The sequence below is a fragment of the Fibrobacter sp. UWCM genome, assembly GCF_900129735.1.
GTDB lineage: Bacteria > Fibrobacterota > Fibrobacteria > Fibrobacterales > Fibrobacteraceae > Fibrobacter.
Genome location: NZ_FQWR01000001.1, coordinates 184087 through 200505 on the forward strand (window position 1 = coordinate 184087; position 16419 = coordinate 200505).

The window sequence follows — 16419 nt, forward strand, 5'->3', positions numbered from 1 at the left end:
TATTTGATTTTCTAGATTTGGAATAATGACCGAAATCGAGGAACAGGAAGATTACGAAGTCCGAATCGGCTCCTTTAACGGGCCGATGGACCTGCTCGTGTACCTTGTCCAGAAGAAGGAAATGTCGCTGGACCAGATCCCGATTGCAGAAATCGCGGACGACTTCCTCGCATGGGTCAACAAGATTGGGGTGACCGACCTCTCGAAGGCGGGCGACTTTTTGTACATGGCGAGCCGCCTGATGGCCCTCAAGGTGCAGGAACTGCTCCCGGCAGAAGAACGCGACCCGGAACTTGTCGAAGAATACAACGCCGACCGCGAAAAACTCATGCAGGAGATGCTCGAGTACCAGCGCTACAAGCAGGTCGCGGGCGGGCTCCAGGACATGGAAGGCAAGAACTTCGGCACGTACAGCCGTGGCCGCCTCGAAAAGACGCAGAGCGACGAGGACACGCTCGCCGACGCAAACATCTGGCAGCTTTTCCGCGCGTACCAGAAGAGCCTCAAGACAAAGATTTCGGATACGGTCCACCACATCGAACTCGACTACGTGACCATCCAGGACCGGCAACAGGCGATAAACAACTACCTCTCGGTAAACGGGCGCGCACTCTTCGAGGAACTGCTCGACAACGACAGCCACCCGATTGTAGCCGCAGTGACCTTCATGGCACTCCTCGAGATGATAAAGACCGACGAGGTGGTGTTCCGCCAGAGCGAACTCTTTGGCCCCATCTGGATTTACCGCAAGAAGAACAACCCGGACTATGCCGACGAGATGGCGCGCGAGACCGTGTTCTACTCGAAGGACCCGGACGTGAAACCCGGCCTGGTGGAAGAAATCCGCAACATGGCGCTGGCCCGCTCACAGGCAGGCAGCGTGGGCGATATCGCCGCCGTGATGAAGGAGGCCGTACTCTGGACAACCCGCGGGCGCGAGGTAACCGAGGAAAACCTGCAGGCCATGCTCGAAGGGCGCGAAGACCTGAGCGAAGTTCAGGAGAACCCGTTCGCCGAGATGATGAAGGAAGACGATGCTGCGGAAAACGCCCAGGCTCCGGCTGAAGGCTCTCCAGCGGAAAGTGCCACACTAGCAGACGGATCGACGGGCACACCAGCCGACGCTCCGGTTGAAAACGTGCCGCCGACAACTGAAACGGTATCGCCGGTTGAAGAAACCGCAAGCGCAGACAAAGTAATTTCTTCACAGCCCGAACCTCCCGCAGAAACGGAAAAGCCGGCGGCTCCTGCAACATCGCAGATGAGCGACGAGGAATTCGAGGCATTCATGAAAAAGGCCCAGGCGTTCTACGACACCCAGGCCGAGGAAACCACCTCAAGCGAAAACATCGCCGAAGATTCCGACGATGATGATGACGATTTTCCGTCACTGGAAGTCCATTCCGGCGACGACTAATGCGACTAGGGAGGGTTTCGCACGGCTACGCCCTCCCTAAGACCCTCCCAACGCTCGAAACAAGTTTCTTCGCGGGCACCTTCGGTGCAAAAATTTAATCCCAGTTGATGCTCGGCGGAGGGTCCTTCAGGTCCTTGTTCTGCTTGGCAGCCTCGAACTTCTTTTCCAGGAGTTCGGCGCGGTTCTTCTGCGCCTCCTTCGCGGCGGCAAATTTCGCTTCCAAGTCGGAACTGCGCGACTTCTGCTCCTTCAAGAAGTCATCGAAGGACTTGACCTCCTTCTTGAACTCCTTGTGGCTCAGCACCTCGCCCGTATCGGCATCCACTACGATTTCGCCCTTGCACATGGGGCATTCGATGGTAAGCGTCCTTACGGCCATAACGCCCCCTAGTCCCTGCGCCCGCCGATGAGACCTGCGCGGTACGCCCAGTAGAGCAGTTGGAGAATCGAACTGACTGCTGCAGCCACGTAGGTAAGGCCCGCGGCAAACAGCACACCCGAGACGGTGTTGTACTCGCGGCCCTGTGCCACCACGTCCATGCGGGCGAGAGCCTTTTTAGCGCGGCTAGAGGCATCGAATTCCACCGGAACGGTCACCAGCGTAAAGAGCGTCGTCGCTGCAAACAGGAGCACGCCCACGATAGATATCGGCTGGCCTATCGCCTTCCCGAATCCCATGAGCATGATGCCGATAATCACGAGCCACGGCCCGAGATTGTTCCCGATGTTAGCGACCGGAACGATGGCAGAGCGCAACCACATGGGGAAATACCCCTGCGCATGCTGGATGGCGTGCCCCACCTCGTGGGCGGCGACACCCGCGGCACTCGCATTGCGGCCGTTGTATACCTCCGGAGAAAGGTTCAGCGTCTTGTTAAGCGGGTTGTAGTGGTCCGAAAGGAACCCGTGATGCTGCAGCACCTTCACGTCGGTAATGCCTGCATCCATGAGGATTGCCTTCGCCACGTCGGCGCCGGTAAGCCCGCTAGAAATATTCACCTTCTGCCCCGCATTGAAGCGCGACTTGACCATCAGCGAAACACCGCCCGAAAGAGCGAGCGTCACCACGAGAATCATCATGTAAAGCGGATCAAAATACATCTGTGTTTCCTCAATGAAATATTTACACTCTAAATGTATAAAAACAAAGCCGGAAAAGGTAACACCCTGTCCGGCGTATTCGCATTTCATCAAAAAAAAGCAGGCTACATGTCGCCGATGTCAATCTTCGCCTTGTCGCGGGCGCGGGTCAGGACAAGCCCCAAAACCAGGTACACGACCGCCTGGATTGCAAGCTGGTACAACTTGGGCGCAACCTCGTATATATCGGCCCCCATCTGCTCAATGGAGAGCCACGCCGGTATGGCAAAAGTGCTCGGCAGTATGTACGATATTGAGACCATCCACTGGGGCATCAGGTAACTGGGCCAACTGAAATTCGCAAGGAAGAGAATCGGGATGGAAAGGTACAGGAACAGCTGCATGCTGGATTCGCGGCGCAAGAACACCTGCGAGACGACCATGCCCAAATTGATGACCGATGCAAGAAACACGAGGGAGAACACCATCATGGGCAAAAGTTCACCACGTCGCGGAAAATCGAACAGGTTGTAGATGATGCAGTGATAGAAGAGGATAAACGAGCAGTAGTGCAAAAAATAAGCAAGCGCACGGCCAAAGTAGCGGTATTCGGCAGTCTCGTTCTCGACGGGACTGTCACGGAATTTTTTGCGGAACCGCCTGTGGGCGCGCGAACCGCCCAAGACGCAGATACCGATAATGAGCGACTGTTGCAGAATCACCACGAGCACGCTCGGCACCACGTAGTTGGAATAGCTGCCCGAACTGTTGAACATTGTCTGGATGCTGATGGGAATCGGGTCGCGCATGGCAATCGCCTTCGCGGAAGGCACTTTTTTGCCCAGGGCAATTTGCTTTACTTTGTTTGTAGCACCGACGGTAAGCGCGCATGTCGAGAACGCCGTACCTATGGCACCGTGCAGCATCACGTAAGCACCGTGCGTAAAGATGTTCACCGAAACGGGGCGCTTGGCGCGGATGTCCTTCTCCATGTTCTCGGGAATAACCATAAACCCGAATATCTCCTCGCGGGCCATGGCCGCCTCGGCCTCGTTCATTTCGGCATAGATAGACTTGACCTCTATCTGCTGGGCAGCAGATGCCATGCGGATAAGGTCGCGCGACATCGCAGTATTGTCGAGGTCGACAACTGCAACCGGTACCTTCGATACCGTCTGGTATATGTAGGGGGTCGGGTAATAGAACGCATACAGGACCCCTGCCACCACAAGGAGGAGAATTGCGGCAGGGTCCGTGTAGAAGAGCTTCCACTCCGCAAAGGCAACTTTCCAGAGGCGACGAATCATGTTACCGCCTCCGTTTTTGGGTCCATACCTGCGACATCCATGCCGGAGGACTGCCCGCGGGCAGCTTCACGGCGCAGGTGCTGTTTCCAGCGCATCGACATGAGGAGCGCGCCGAGCACATTCCAGAATATCGCCATCCCGATAAGAATTTTCACGGAATCCCAAGCGGGGGCCGTACTCACGTCACCCAAGAGCATCATGGACTGCACCTTGAGTGCGTGCGTGAGCGGGAGAACAAACGCAAAGCAGCGCACGGCAAAGGGCATCGCCATCACCGGGAAGGTCTGGCCCGCAAAGGCGAACGCGGGGCTCCCGATAACGCCCGCCGCACCTGTCGCTATGCGCATCACGCCCACCACGCCTATAAAAACGATCCCTGCACCCGAGCAGGCGCATATCATAAACAACTGGGCGGCAGCAGTCATGACAAATTCATCGAACGTGAGCGGGGCGAGCATCCTGTGGCAATAGGCGTAGCAGCCCATCAGTTCGAGCCAGAGAGCGATGTTCATCGGGAATACGCTCGCCACCCACAGGGTAAGGCGCGAACCGCCCGCATAGCGGATCATCTCGGTAACGCGATGGTCACGAAGCGGGAACGAGAGTACATACACGCCCACAATCATCGCCGCAAGGTGGAAAATCGCCGTCACGAGCCCGAGCGCTAAAAACCCCTGGTAGTTGCCCTCCACGTTCCCCACGGAATGGATTTCGGTCTTTACCGGGTCGGCGATTTCGGGCACGAACATCTCGCTACCCACAGAAGAAATTACAGAGCGAATTTCCTTGGTCGCGAACATGTTCGTGAGGTAATTTTGCCCGCTGGAATACACGGGGATCACGGGAGTCTCGAGCCGGAGCGCCCTGCGTTCCAGTTCGTTCGGGAGCACAAGGAACCCTTGCAAATCCCCGCGGACTACCGCACGTTCGCATTCATTCATGCTGCCGCATTCAAGCTTCACGTCCAGAACGGGGCTCGAACGCAAGCGGGCGTTTATCTTGTCCGCAAGCCTGCTGTCGTCTTGCATCACGATGCCTATGGGCACGTGCTGCACAATCTGCGACGTGAACATGCCCATGGTAAAAAGCGATACGCCCACGGGCAACACCAGGAGAATCATCCACAACACGATATTGTGGCTGAAGTAGATTTTCCTGATGGTATTCAGCAGGCCATTCAAAATCATGGCAAATCCCTGCTACTGGATTGCATCTACAGAAAGGAGCACGCTCATGCCGGGGCGCAGGTTTTCAACTTTTTGCGTGGGGCGCAGGCGCACCTCGAACGTCTTGAGGTCGAACCCGCCACTTTCCTTGCTGCTGCGCCAGGTGGCATAGTCTCCCACGGAAGCGATGTAGCTCACTTCCATTTCAACCTGCCTGTCGAGCGCCGGAATGCTGAGAGTAAACTTCCTGCCCTTGTACACGTTCTTGAGCATGTCTTCGCGCAGGTGGAATACCGCCCAGGCATCGTCCAGGTCGGTCACCGCGATTACGGGCATGCCCGAGCCCACGACCTCGCCCTCTTCGGCAAGCTTGAGCGAGACTTCGCCACTGATGGGGCTACGGATCTTGGTTTCTTCGAGGTAGGCGTCCACCTCGGCGGTGGCGCCGCGGGCCTGCATCACGAGGGCGTTCGCGGCAGCCTTGTCTTCGCTGCGGGCGCCGGCCACTGCCTGGTTGTACTGCGCCTTCGCGGCGTCGGCAGCGGACTGGCTCGCCTTCATCTGCGTTTCGGCTTCGTCGCGCTTCTGCAGCGGGAGCACGCCCTCGTTGTAGAGTTTCTGCACGCGGTCGTAGGTGTTCTTCGCGAGCGTCGCCGCATCCTGGGCGCGGTCGGCCATCGCCTTGAGCGCGGTGATATCTTCACTGCGGGCACCGTTGCGGGCCTTGCTCGCCTGGGCGCGTGCGGCACCGAGGGCGCCCTGCGCCTGCATCTTCTTCGCCTCGATTTCGGGGCTGCTGATTAACGCCACAAGGGAATCCTTGATGACGATGTCGCCCTCGTGCACGAACAAGCGTTCGATGCGGCCGGGGACCTTCCCGGCCACAAGCACGCGCCTAGCCTCCATTTGCCCCTGCAGGAACTGCTCGCGGGGAGCGGTCGCAAACTTCTGCAACTGCATGATTCCAAGCACCACGAGGACAATCAACGCGGCGACAACTATAACCTTTCCGAGAGTTTTCAGCACGTTCATTATTTCTTCTCCGTATTTTCATTTGCAGGCAAGGGTTCGGCGGGATTTGCGGCAGTTCCGACCGCGGCAGGCGGTTCACCCGCAGTGTTTTCTGCGGGCTGCACGGCGGCAGGTTCGGCGGGGGCCGACGCGGCAGCCGCATCGGCGGTAGGCTGCGTTTCGGGTGCAGCCGGTTCGACAGGCGTTTCTGCCGGCGCGGATTCCTCCGGCTTTTCCACCGGGCGTGTCGCATTCAGCATCGTGCCCGCATCGGCAACCTCGCCAGATGCTTCCAGCAGGCCGAGCCATGCAATCACAGCATCGAAATGTGCCTTCAGGTCGGCCACCTGCAAGCGCGAAAGCGCAAGCTCCGCATCCACCACGTCAAGCCCGGTTGCAAGACCCGCCTCGTAGGCACGCGTCTGGCTGCGGAGCGCCTCGTCGGCGAGCTCGCGCGTCTTGACGAGGCTCTGCAGGCGGCCCCGTGCATGTTCCAGTTCACGCCAGCGTTTTTCTACCAGCAGGCTTATATTGTCGAGAGTCTGTTCCTCCATGTTCGAGAGCGAGCGTTCCATCGACTTCGCGGAACTGACCTTCGCACGGGATTCCTTTCCGCCCAAAATCGGCAAGTCCCACTGGGCCTTCGCGCCCACCGCCCACTCGGGCTCCAGAATCGTCAAGTCCTTCGTGTAGAGTTCCCTGTAACCGAACAGGGCGATTGTCGGGAACCAGTCGGCGCGTGCGGCCCGCACGGCATCCTGGCTGCGCTTGCGTTCCGTTCGAAGCTGCCTGAGCCCCGGGTGCTTTTCGCGCGCAAGCTGCTTGAATTCCTCCATACCGTGCACCACGTCCGGCGCTTCCACCGGGGTCGTCGCCGTAATGCTCGTGTCCGTGTGCAGCAGGCTCGCAAGCGCCATTCGGGCAAGCGACTGGTCACGCAGAGCATCCTCGTATGCATTCTGCGCCTCTGCAAGCGCGACTTCGGCACGCAGGCGTTCCGCCTTGCTGATCTGCCCGCCTTCTTCGAGCTTCTTGGAGCGTTCCAGGTGGCCTTCGAGGTTCTTCATCGTGGATTCGCGCATCACGGAAAGTTCCTCGGTGAGGCGGAGCGTAAAGTACTTGGTCGCCACGTCCATCAGGATGGTGTTCTGCGCCATGTCGAATTCCGCCTTGCGGGCAGCCACGTTCTCCTTGGCCGCATCGTATGCCGAATAAATCTTGAGGCCGGTGAAGATGGGCCACACCACGGTCACGCGGGCATTGAAGAACACGTCGTCCTGTACCTTCATACCAAAGTCGGTATCGTTTATCTTATTCGACGCATCGGCGCCGTAATTTTCTGCAGCCTGCTGGGCAAGCGTATTCACCTTGTTGCTCCCCATGACACCGCCGCGGATTTCGTCCACCCTCTGGTCCACCATGCTCTTGGCAGTCGCCTCGTCCAGCCCGGCAGACATCGCCTGCTTCACGGCATCGTTGTAAGCCTGCGTATACGCCATGTTGTATGCCGAAAGGTACGCCTTCGAATACGCGGCGGCACCGGCCACCTCGCTCAGGGGCCCCTGGAGGCGGCTCAAGTCAATCGTAATCGGGTCGTTAATCTTCGTGACACCCGCCGAAAGGGAAACCTTCGGCAAGAACCGTGAAAAGGCCTCGCTCTGCCCGCTTTCGGCCATTTCGACCTTTGCCTTTTCGGCCTTAATCTGCGAGTTGTTGGACTTCGCCATTTCCAAGGCTTCCTGCAGCGTAAGCGGGGCTGCCATGGCGGCAACGCTCAGGGAAGCGATATAGACCAAACTCTTTTTCATATAATGAAAAATACATATTTAAATAAGCAGGGGCAACTCCGCCCATCCTACTAATTGTGTAAAACATCCGGCCTTATGAATACAAAAAGAATCCCGTTTTCCGCGGGATTCTTGCAATTCTTATTTTAATGTTCCATTGAACTGATTTAAAGCGTACCCGGAGTCGGCTTCACTGCTTTCCAGGCCTTCGCTTCGTAACCCATGGTAGACGTATCTACACGCTGCAGGCTAAATCCGTAACCGTCCGCTTCGGCAAGGCCATCCCACGCATCAGAGTAAAGGGTCGCATCGTGCCAGATGTAGAAGTACTTGGTTGCCGTAGGATCGCTCGCATTATCTTCCTTGGAATACGGTTCCTTGACGGCGACAGTTTCACTGCGGTTAGAAAGCTTACCGTTGTACGTCTTGATAATGACATTTTCCGGAATCTTGAACGCATTGCGGACATAGTCCTCTCCCCAGCCGTCAACCGCGAAATCTTCAAGCGTCGCAGGAATCAGGAGCATCAGGGAGTTTGCCGGGAAAACGATGCCCGTGAATTCGATATTGATACCTTCGACTTTCCATCCCCTCTTGACCGTAGAACTGTAAAGGGTGATGTCCTTGTCGCTCGCATTTACGAGTTCCACAAATTCAAACGGCACGGAACTATTCAAATCCGGATGGTAATGGATTTCGTTTATATAGAGAGAACCGATAGCGAGAGCGGAGTTCTTCTCTCCGGGAGTCGCCGCGGCAAGCGGACCCTGTGCCGTAGAACCGTCGGAAAGGTCAACAACGCCGCTCGTTGCAGTGGTCGCCGGCACCCAGATGCTCGATTCGTCGCCTTCCTGTGGGCCGCGCAGGTAGAACTCGCCGCCATCGGGAGCGACAACCAGTTCCTTGTCAAAGGCGGTTTCTGCATCGAGAACGAGGTAACCCTTCGCAGGGACCACGCCCGCATTGATAGTAAGGGTTTCGCCGCGGCGCTTCGCCTCGAGAGTCCAGCCCGTGATATCTACCGGCTGGTCGCCGGCATTGTACACTTCGATCCAGGATTTTTCGCCAAGCTTGAACGGCATGATTTCGTTGATGCGCACATGCGTCGGGGCAACCCATTCATCGCCACCTACGCCCGGAGTGCCTTTATCCACCTTGCTTGCCGCCCAGGAATTGGGCTGGGCAGCGTTGCCGCCCACGTACACGAGGGTACGGCCCTTGCCATCGGCAATGCTCGGCCAGGGAGGTTCGTTGCTGAAGGCGCAGCTCACGTCACCTTCGCCCTGAACCTTCACATTCACCACATCGCCTTCGTTCGGGAGTTTGACCGTAGCGGCATTGTCCCACGGTCCAAACAGGCGACCGTTAAATTCGGGGTAAGTCGCCTTGAACAGGTTAAGGTCGTTCGCGATAACAATGTATTCCCCCTTCGCAAGAGGTTCGGCAGGGAACGTGTAGTCGACCGCGCCGCTCAGGTGGAGGAAAAAGTTCTGCATGTTGTCCATGTCCATGCCGCCCGCAATATAGACTTCAATCCATTCCAGGGCAGAGCCATCGGGAGCATTGTACATGATTTCGGAGCACGCCATCTGGGGAGCTGCGTTGTCCGCAATGGAAGAACTCGACTTCGCCGTAGGCTGGCCATCACTGCTGCCGGGAACGTCCCCGCTGCTATCGGGAACGACACTGCCGCTAGAATCTACCGGCCCCACCGGGTCGCTGCTCGAGTCTTCGGAGCATGCCGTAAATGCACCGAGGGTAGAAATCAGGGTTCCAGCCAAAAGCCACTTTTTCATATCCATAAGGGCCATCCTTTTTGAGGTTTTCGCTCTTTTAAAAAAAACTAGAAATTGCCCGCCAGTTTTGTCCAGTATGGGGACTTGAACCGGCGAGGGTTCTCATAAACGCGTTTCCATTCGGCTGCTGCATTACCGAATTTAGAAAATGCGGCGTGTTTGAGGTTCAGAAATCTTATCAGGTCGAACATCCAGTAAGGAACCTGTGAGCAAGGACACTTTAATTCGAGCACTGCATCGGCTCCGGGCTGGAAAAACCTCGGAAGACCCGTCGAATGCATGTAGTGCGGGTCCACCGTATAGTCAAAACCGTTCTCTTCGCGGAAGCGCATGCCCGTATCGATGGTGACGCGGGAATATTCCTCGCGGAGCCCGAACCAGGCGCGGCGCTTGTACTGCGTCAAAAGGCGCGGGTGTGCCCCGTGAAGTTCCGTCTTGTACAGGAAATCCTTGAGGTACATGCGGTCCTTCTCGCCCTTGCAGGGCCATTCATCGGGTTTCATGTGCCAGACTTCGCCCGGATTGATTCCCTTGATGGTCGCGCGACTCTTGTAGCAGATACTCCTGATCTTGCGCTTGACCTCGAAATGGAAGGTGCCATCCTGTGCAGGGTGTTCACCGTAGGTGCGGATACGCATGTTGAAACGGTCCAGCAGCTGCTTCTTTTTCCAGCCGAGGAACGTCCACTTCGGGGTATCCAGGTACAGGTTCGTAATCCAGTAGAATCCGCCCGGCGTAATCTTGGAATAGTAATCCTCCTCGCAGTACGGCGCAAGGAAGGCGCCAATCCGGTCCGCCCATTCGACGGGGATGTGGTACTTGAGCTCAAAACGCTCGAGGAGGCTAAAACCGCGGGCTTCTGCCATACTACTTCAGAGCCTCGCGCAGGTGGTTCACGCTGTTTTCGCGGGCAAGGATACCCGCGTAGTTGAGCAGTTCAAGATAGCGGGCAAAGATATCGTATTCGAGCTTCACCGCCTTCATGTCGCTTTCGAGCGCACTTTCCTTGGCACGCAGGAGAAGCAACGGGTCGGAACCGGCATTGCGGGCGAATTGTTCCATGAACCCGCTCGCACCCACCTGTTCCACGAATTCCTTCTGCACCTTCCACTGGCCAATCAGCGCGAGCACTTCTTCGGTGAGGCGCGCCACCTTCTGGTTAATGTCACGCACGTCGGCGAGGTAGTCGCTTTCGGCATCGAGCTTTGCCACCTGGAGCTTGAGGTCGGAATCCTTACCGCTGTCGAAGAACGGCAGGCGGAAAGCCAGGTTCACGAAGAACTTGTCGGCAGTCTTCCTGTTATCCTTGTCCGGAACGAGGATGCTGGCCGTGGCGCTGCAGTTGAGCGCGCTCGTGCAACCCGTCTTGGACTGGAACTCGTCCTTGTAGTCGGCATACGCGCCTGTACCGTAAATGTCGGAGGCGTCCAGGTCCTTGTACTTTTCCAGCAGGGATTCAATCTGCAGGGAGTACCCGATACCGATATGCGAGATGTAGTCGCGGCCCTTGCTCACGTCCTGCTTGGCCTGCGCCACTTCGCTGTCGCGCTTGCCGCGTGCCATCGCCACCAGCGGGAAGTTCTCGTTCACTTCCACGCCGTTCGAGAGGTTCTGCGCAAGTTCGTCCATCGTGGGGAGGAACGACGAATCCAGATCGACGCCTTCGAAATCGGGCACCCAGATTTTCATCTTGAGTTCCGCATCGCGGAGCGCCGTGCTGTCCGAAAGCAAATCCGCCTTGATGGTAGCACCCTTCTCGAGCGTGGACATCAGATCTTCGGCACTGAACGAGGCAGAACCCGACTTCATGTGCAGCACTTCCACGCGGTCTGCGTTTACCTGCAGCAACTGCTTGTTAATCTCGTTAATCTTCTTGCGCATCACGTAACGCACGCCACGTTCGTAACGGTCAAAGAGCAACAGAGAACGTTCGACGCCGAACCTCGCCTTCTCGTAATTCCTTACGGCATCGGCCCTTTCCTTGTCGGCACTGCTTTCGCCGAAGGTCTTCGGACTCATGCGCAGTTCAAAATCGTGCTTTGCAAAACTGAACCCGTCAAGCTGGTAACGGAGTTCCAACTTGTCCCAGAGTTTCGTATTCCGTTCGCCCGAGGTGGCCTCGGAACGCTTCTGCGCCGCCTCGTAGCGGGGGTCGTTCTTGGCCGATTCTACAAGCTTATCCCATGTGAGCGGTTCCGCGAATACGGCAGCCGCAAGCATGGCGGGGAGGACTGCAATGCGTTTCATTACTTGTTCTCGTTCTTCTTGAGTTTCTTTCCGCTAGTTTCAGAAATGGTCACCATCTCGCCCAGCAGGAACGGATTGTTTTCGGGAATCTTGATGGTCACTTCACGGCCGTAGACCGGCATCTCGGGCATCTTCCACATGCGTTCCGGGAATGCGACAATACGGCTCGAAAGGCCAACGACCTCGCCCACCACGGCCTTGCCCGAACCGGCAAGCGTAGTGACCTTCACGGCCTCGCCCAGGTCCATGTTCTGGTAAATCTGTTCGTTGATGTAGCCGCGCACGAGCGTCGGGGACTTGTGGGCCAATGTCACGATAGGAGCAAAGCTGGATACCTTCTCGCCGTCGCGCACGTTCACGTCGCCCACGACCCAGTCTTCCTTCGCAATCTGGATAAGTTCTTCCTGCTGCTTCTGCATTTCCTCAAGTTCCTTCTTGAGGTTCTCGGCTTCGCTCTTGCCGCTCGCCTTCTGGAGCTTGCTGCTACCGCGGAGGAGGGCAATCTGCTCGTTCGCGCTCTTGGTGGCAAGGGCGAGTTCGTTCTTGAGGCTCTTGATGCGCATCGCCATCGCGTCGTTGCCGTCGCTCTGGGATTTGGAGTTCGAGAGGCTCTTGAGCTTTGCAGAAATAGCCTTGTTGCTGTTGTATTCGGTTTCGAGGTTGCGGATTTCTGCGGTGAGGGTCAGGCGGCGGGTCTCTAGGTTCGCCTTCACGTCGGCCACCTTCTGGTCGATTTCGGCAGAACTCAGGTTGCTGCGGCCTTCGAGCGCATCAATCTCGCGGGTAAGTTCGGCAATGCGGAGAGTCAGGTCGGGGCGGTTGATTTCGACAATCGTATCGCCCGCATGGATTTCCTGGCCGGGAACCACGTGCACCTTCACAATCTCGGTAGCACTGGGCACGCTGATGATGGTCTCGCTCGCCTCGGCGATACCCCTGAACATGGCGACCTTGCCCTGGTAGACAAACCCGACCACGATTGCCAAAATAACGCAGATAACCCATGCTATGGAGAGCTTGTGGCCATAGACGTAGGCCACGCCCGCATTGTTCTTGTGGGTATTCCAGAATGTATCGAGCCAATCTTCAAGCTTGTTCATCGTTGCCTCCCTACATTTCCGTCGTTGCGTCTTGCATCATGAACTGCACGTCCGAGATGCCTTCCAGCTTGGAAAGTTCATTCAGGATTTCCGCCGCAGGCTTCGTCGCCCTCAGGCGCACTTGGTAGGCGACATCGAGGCGGGCACCGCCATCGACTTCGCGCATGGTGATAAGGATGAACGTCTTGAGGCTCGTCTTCATGATATGTTCGACCTGCTCGCGGACCGGGCCTTCGTTCGGGAGGGCGAAGCGGAGCATGCCGTCAAAGAAGTGCTTGGTGCCGAGGCCCGTACGCGAAAGCAGGAAGGCGACACAGCAGAAGGCTATCGTACCGCCGGCAGCGGCACCCCAGGCATACACTCCACATCCGATACCCGCACCCAGCGAGGCAAATATGAACATGATATCGCGAGGGTCCTTGAAACTCGTACGGAAGCGAACCACCGAGAGAGCGCCCATCATACCGAGGCCACGCCCGACGTTATCGCCGATGGCCTGCATAATCATCGCAGCCGCAACCGAACTCAGGACAATGCCCTGGACGAAGTTGCGGGAATAGGAAAGGCCGAGGAACGTCTTTTCGTACGTCCAGCCGATGATGGAAGAAAGGATAAAAGCCAGCGTAAGGGTATAAACCAGCGTGATGAGAGTCGCGTTGGTCGTGCTGGACTGGACCGCAAGAAGGTCGAGCATGTTTTACTCCATATAGGTTTGCTTTTTGTTTCCATAATCTACTTAAATAACGCCGTTTTTAGGGCATTTTCTTGTAAAAATGGGTCAACAAAGAGCCATTATAATAACGTTTCATCCGAAAAATAGATAAAAACTCCCGAAATTCCTTGTAAAGAAGCGTTAATAAAGCATTCTCCGTTGTAAAAGAGAACATCAAAAAGCGGTATTTTTTCGGAACAGTTCGTTCCAAGAAAAAAAAACGCCGAAGCGGGGACGTAGTTTTTCCAAGCCGAAGCTAGAAGAAAAAAGAAGATGGCGCAATGCCATCCTCTTATAACGCTTTAGGTCTTGAAAAAGAAGCGAGCAGGACCAGGAGCCGAGCCCCCGTAGCGTATCGTAATACGTGAGGGGGCGAGCGACGCCGTAATGCGAAGCTTATTTTTTCAAGAACTCGTTGATGCCGGCTGCGGCACGACGCCCCTCACCCATGGCGAGAATGACAGTGGCAGCACCCAGCACGATGTCACCACCGGCATAAACCTTTTCCATAAAGGTCTTGTTGGCGGCAGCATCTTCGAGAAGGATGTGACCCTTCTTGTCGACGGAGAGTTCCGGCGTGGTGTTGCTGATAAGCGGGTTAGAACCGTTACCGATAGCAACGAGCACGGTGTCGCATTCGATTTCGAAGCTTGCGCCTTCGACCTTGACCGGACGCGGACGGCCCTTTTCGTCGGGCTCGCCGAGTTCGTACTTGTCGACGAGCATGCCGCGCACGTGACCGGCTTCGTCGCCAAGGATCTTGGCCGGGTTCTGCAAGACGCAGAATTCGACACCCTCTTCCTGGGCATGGAGAACTTCTTCCTTACGGGCAGGCAGTTCGTTCATGCTGCGGCGGTAGACGATGCGGACCTTTTCGGCACCGAGACGGAGAGCCATACGGGCAGCGTCCATAGCGACGTTACCACCACCGAGAACGACCACGTTCTTGCCGGGCCACATCGGGGTATCGGCATGTTCCTTGTCGTAGGCGCGCATGAGGTTTGCGCGGGTCAGGTATTCGTTAGCGGCGAACACACCGACGAGGTTTTCACCTTCGATGTTCATGAAGAGCGGGAGGCCTGCACCGGTACCGACGAACACGGCATCGAAGCCATCCTTTTCAATCAAGTCCTTGAGCTTGCGGGTACGACCGATGACAAAATTTGTCTCAAACTTCACGCCCATGGCTGCGAGAGATTCGATTTCGTTGTCAACGATCTTCTTGGGCAGACGGAATTCAGGAATGCCGTAGCGGACCACGCCACCGAGCTTGTGGAAAGCTTCGAAGATGGTCACGTCGTGGCCTTCGCGGCGCACGTCGGCAGCGACGACCAAGCCAGCAGGACCGGAACCGATCACAGCCACCTTCTTGCCGGTAGCGGGCTTCACGGCCGGCACAGAGGCGCCACCGTTGTTGCGTTCGTAGTCGGCAGCAAAGCGTTCCAGACGGCCGATAGCCACAGCCTGGTTCACGTCCTTGTGCATCTTGCCCATGGTGCAGTTCATCTGGCACTGGCGTTCCTGCGGGCAAACACGGCCGCAGATAGCCGGGAGCAAGCTGGTTTCCTTAATCTTCGCGATAGCGGCCTTGAAGTCACCTTCGGCGATCTTCGCGATGAAGGCCGGAATGTCGATGTGCACCGGGCAGCTTTCGACGCAAGGCTGGTTCTTACAAGCGAGGCAGCGGTTAGCTTCCACGATAGCCTGGGCTTCGGTGTAACCCTGGGCCACTTCTTCCATCACGCGGGCACGGTAACTGGGTTCGAGCTGCGGCATCGGCTGGGCCGGAATGGCAGTCTTGTCCTTCGGCTTGAGCGGCTTCGGGAGGGCGTTAATCTTTTCAAGTTCCACCTTGGCGGCGGCGTCCAACTGTTCACGAGTCAAATGTTCAGACATTACTTGCTCTCCTTGGCCTTTGCGTCAGCCATCTTATCAATGTTGCACTTGTGGCCGTCATTGGCACCGAAGCGGTGCAAGGCTTCCTGTTCCTGGGGCTTGAAGGCGCCCATGCGCTGGAGCATGTTGTTCCAGTCGACTTCGTGGCCGTCGAATTCCGGGCCATCGACGCAGACGAACTTCGTCTTGCCGCCGATAGTCACGCGGCAGCCACCGCACATGCCGGTCCCGTCCACCATGATGCTGTTGAGGCTCACGACGGTCTTCACGCCGTAGGGCTTGGTGGTGAGGGCGCAGAACTTCATCATGATCGGAGGACCGATGGCGAGCACCATGTCGGGCTTGCCCTTCGTGTCTTCGCAGAGTTCCTTCAGCGGTTCGGTCACGAGACCCTTGCGGCCGTAAGAACCGTCGTCGGTCATGAAAATGATTTCGTCGGCGAGGGCGGTCATTTCTTCCTTCATGAGGAAGAGGCTCTCGTTACGGGCACCCATGATGATAGTGACCTTGTTGCCGGCCTTCTTCATGGCCTGCACGATCGGGTGCATCGGGGCAATGCCCACGCCACCGCACACGCAAACCACGTGGCCAAAATTCTCGATGTGGGTCGGGGAACCCAGCGGGCCCACGAGCACCGGGATATCGTCACCGACTTCGAACTTGGAGAGTTCGGTGGTGGTCTTACCGACGGTCTGGAAAATCAGGGTGATGGAGCCTTCAGTCGTGTCGGCATCGGCGATGGTGAGGGGCACGCGTTCGCCGTTGTCCTTGTTCGTCTGGAGGATGATGAACTGGCCGGCCTTACGCTCTTGGGCGATCAGCGGGGCCTCGACGCGGAATTGGAATACCGCAGGAGATAACTGTTTTTTAAAGAGAATTTTTGCCATAGTGGCACAAAAA

General features: G+C 56.9%; 14 protein-coding genes. 1 reads left to right on the plus strand and 13 read right to left on the minus strand.

The window, feature by feature from the left end; all coding sequences use genetic code 11:
• Positions 1-25: 25 nt before the first annotated feature.
• Complete coding sequence (locus BUB22_RS00645; protein WP_083535302.1) at positions 26-1417, plus strand: segregation/condensation protein A; 1392 nt, start codon at positions 26-28, stop codon at positions 1415-1417.
• 94 nt (positions 1418-1511) lie between these two features.
• Here BUB22_RS00645 and BUB22_RS00650 read toward each other — a convergent pair whose 3' ends face one another.
• The 13 genes from BUB22_RS00650 to BUB22_RS00710 all read right to left on the minus strand — a co-directional run bounded on the left by BUB22_RS00650 (position 1512) and on the right by BUB22_RS00710 (position 16406).
• Positions 1512-1796: a hypothetical protein gene (locus tag BUB22_RS00650; protein ID WP_072809059.1), complete on the minus strand. Its 285-nt coding sequence runs from the start codon at positions 1794-1796 to the stop codon at positions 1512-1514.
• 8 nt (positions 1797-1804) lie between these two features.
• Positions 1805-2518 (minus strand): zinc metallopeptidase, encoded by a 714-nt coding sequence (locus tag BUB22_RS00655; RefSeq protein ID WP_073113485.1) that lies wholly within the window; start codon positions 2516-2518, stop codon positions 1805-1807.
• Positions 2519-2622: 104 nt separating this feature from the next.
• Positions 2623-3804 (minus strand): ABC transporter permease, encoded by a 1182-nt coding sequence (locus BUB22_RS00660; protein WP_072809063.1) that lies wholly within the window; start codon positions 3802-3804, stop codon positions 2623-2625.
• Positions 3801-4991: an ABC transporter permease gene (locus BUB22_RS00665; protein ID WP_073113486.1), complete on the minus strand. Its 1191-nt coding sequence runs from the start codon at positions 4989-4991 to the stop codon at positions 3801-3803. The genes BUB22_RS00660 and BUB22_RS00665 overlap by 4 nt, the downstream gene beginning before the upstream one ends.
• A gap of 12 nt (positions 4992-5003) precedes the next feature.
• Complete coding sequence (locus BUB22_RS00670) at positions 5004-6002, minus strand: HlyD family secretion protein (protein ID WP_073113487.1); 999 nt, start codon at positions 6000-6002, stop codon at positions 5004-5006.
• On the minus strand, positions 6002-7789 hold the full coding sequence (locus tag BUB22_RS00675; RefSeq protein WP_083535303.1) for a TolC family protein: 1788 nt from the start codon (positions 7787-7789) through the stop codon (positions 6002-6004). The genes BUB22_RS00670 and BUB22_RS00675 overlap by 1 nt, the downstream gene beginning before the upstream one ends.
• Before the next feature lie 146 nt (positions 7790-7935).
• On the minus strand, positions 7936-9570 hold the full coding sequence (locus tag BUB22_RS00680; protein ID WP_073113489.1) for a lamin tail domain-containing protein: 1635 nt from the start codon (positions 9568-9570) through the stop codon (positions 7936-7938).
• 41 nt (positions 9571-9611) lie between these two features.
• Positions 9612-10430 carry a polyphosphate polymerase domain-containing protein gene (locus tag BUB22_RS00685; RefSeq protein WP_072809070.1) on the minus strand — a complete coding sequence of 273 codons (819 nt, stop codon included), beginning with the start codon at positions 10428-10430 and terminating at the stop codon, positions 9612-9614.
• A gap of 1 nt (position 10431) precedes the next feature.
• On the minus strand, positions 10432-11811 hold the full coding sequence (locus tag BUB22_RS00690; RefSeq protein ID WP_073113490.1) for a TolC family protein: 1380 nt from the start codon (positions 11809-11811) through the stop codon (positions 10432-10434).
• Positions 11811-12911, minus strand: a complete 1101-nt coding sequence (locus tag BUB22_RS00695; protein ID WP_073113491.1) for an HlyD family secretion protein — start codon at positions 12909-12911, stop codon at positions 11811-11813. Before BUB22_RS00695 ends, BUB22_RS00690 begins: the two co-directional genes overlap by 1 nt.
• A 10-nt stretch (positions 12912-12921) precedes the next feature.
• Positions 12922-13605 (minus strand): DUF4956 domain-containing protein, encoded by a 684-nt coding sequence (locus tag BUB22_RS00700; protein WP_072809076.1) that lies wholly within the window; start codon positions 13603-13605, stop codon positions 12922-12924.
• A 414-nt stretch (positions 13606-14019) separates the two neighbouring features.
• A complete protein-coding gene (gltA, locus tag BUB22_RS00705; RefSeq protein ID WP_072809078.1) occupies positions 14020-15519 on the minus strand; it encodes an NADPH-dependent glutamate synthase in 1500 nt (499 codons plus the stop codon).
• Positions 15519-16406, minus strand: a complete 888-nt coding sequence (locus BUB22_RS00710) for a sulfide/dihydroorotate dehydrogenase-like FAD/NAD-binding protein (RefSeq protein WP_073113492.1) — start codon at positions 16404-16406, stop codon at positions 15519-15521. The genes gltA and BUB22_RS00710 overlap by 1 nt, the downstream gene beginning before the upstream one ends.
• Positions 16407-16419: the final 13 nt, after the last annotated feature.

Excerpts from the sequence above, each read along its gene's own strand:
- BUB22_RS00645 (WP_083535302.1), top strand. The coding sequence starts at position 26 with ATGACCGAAATCGAGGAACAGGAAGATTACGAAGTCCGAATCGGCTCC.
- BUB22_RS00650 (WP_072809059.1), bottom strand. The coding sequence starts at position 1,796 with ATGGCCGTAAGGACGCTTACCATCGAATGCCCCATGTGCAAGGGCGAA.
- BUB22_RS00655 (WP_073113485.1), bottom strand. The coding sequence starts at position 2,518 with ATGTATTTTGATCCGCTTTACATGATGATTCTCGTGGTGACGCTCGCT.
- BUB22_RS00660 (WP_072809063.1), bottom strand. The coding sequence starts at position 3,804 with ATGATTCGTCGCCTCTGGAAAGTTGCCTTTGCGGAGTGGAAGCTCTTC.
- BUB22_RS00665 (WP_073113486.1), bottom strand. The coding sequence starts at position 4,991 with ATGATTTTGAATGGCCTGCTGAATACCATCAGGAAAATCTACTTCAGC.
- BUB22_RS00670 (WP_073113487.1), bottom strand. The coding sequence starts at position 6,002 with ATGAACGTGCTGAAAACTCTCGGAAAGGTTATAGTTGTCGCCGCGTTG.
- BUB22_RS00675 (WP_083535303.1), bottom strand. The coding sequence starts at position 7,789 with ATGAAAAAGAGTTTGGTCTATATCGCTTCCCTGAGCGTTGCCGCCATG.
- BUB22_RS00680 (WP_073113489.1), bottom strand. The coding sequence starts at position 9,570 with ATGGATATGAAAAAGTGGCTTTTGGCTGGAACCCTGATTTCTACCCTC.
- BUB22_RS00685 (WP_072809070.1), bottom strand. The coding sequence starts at position 10,430 with ATGGCAGAAGCCCGCGGTTTTAGCCTCCTCGAGCGTTTTGAGCTCAAG.
- BUB22_RS00690 (WP_073113490.1), bottom strand. The coding sequence starts at position 11,811 with ATGAAACGCATTGCAGTCCTCCCCGCCATGCTTGCGGCTGCCGTATTC.
- BUB22_RS00695 (WP_073113491.1), bottom strand. The coding sequence starts at position 12,911 with ATGAACAAGCTTGAAGATTGGCTCGATACATTCTGGAATACCCACAAG.
- BUB22_RS00700 (WP_072809076.1), bottom strand. The coding sequence starts at position 13,605 with ATGCTCGACCTTCTTGCGGTCCAGTCCAGCACGACCAACGCGACTCTC.
- gltA (WP_072809078.1), bottom strand. The coding sequence starts at position 15,519 with ATGTCTGAACATTTGACTCGTGAACAGTTGGACGCCGCCGCCAAGGTG.
- BUB22_RS00710 (WP_073113492.1), bottom strand. The coding sequence starts at position 16,406 with ATGGCAAAAATTCTCTTTAAAAAACAGTTATCTCCTGCGGTATTCCAA.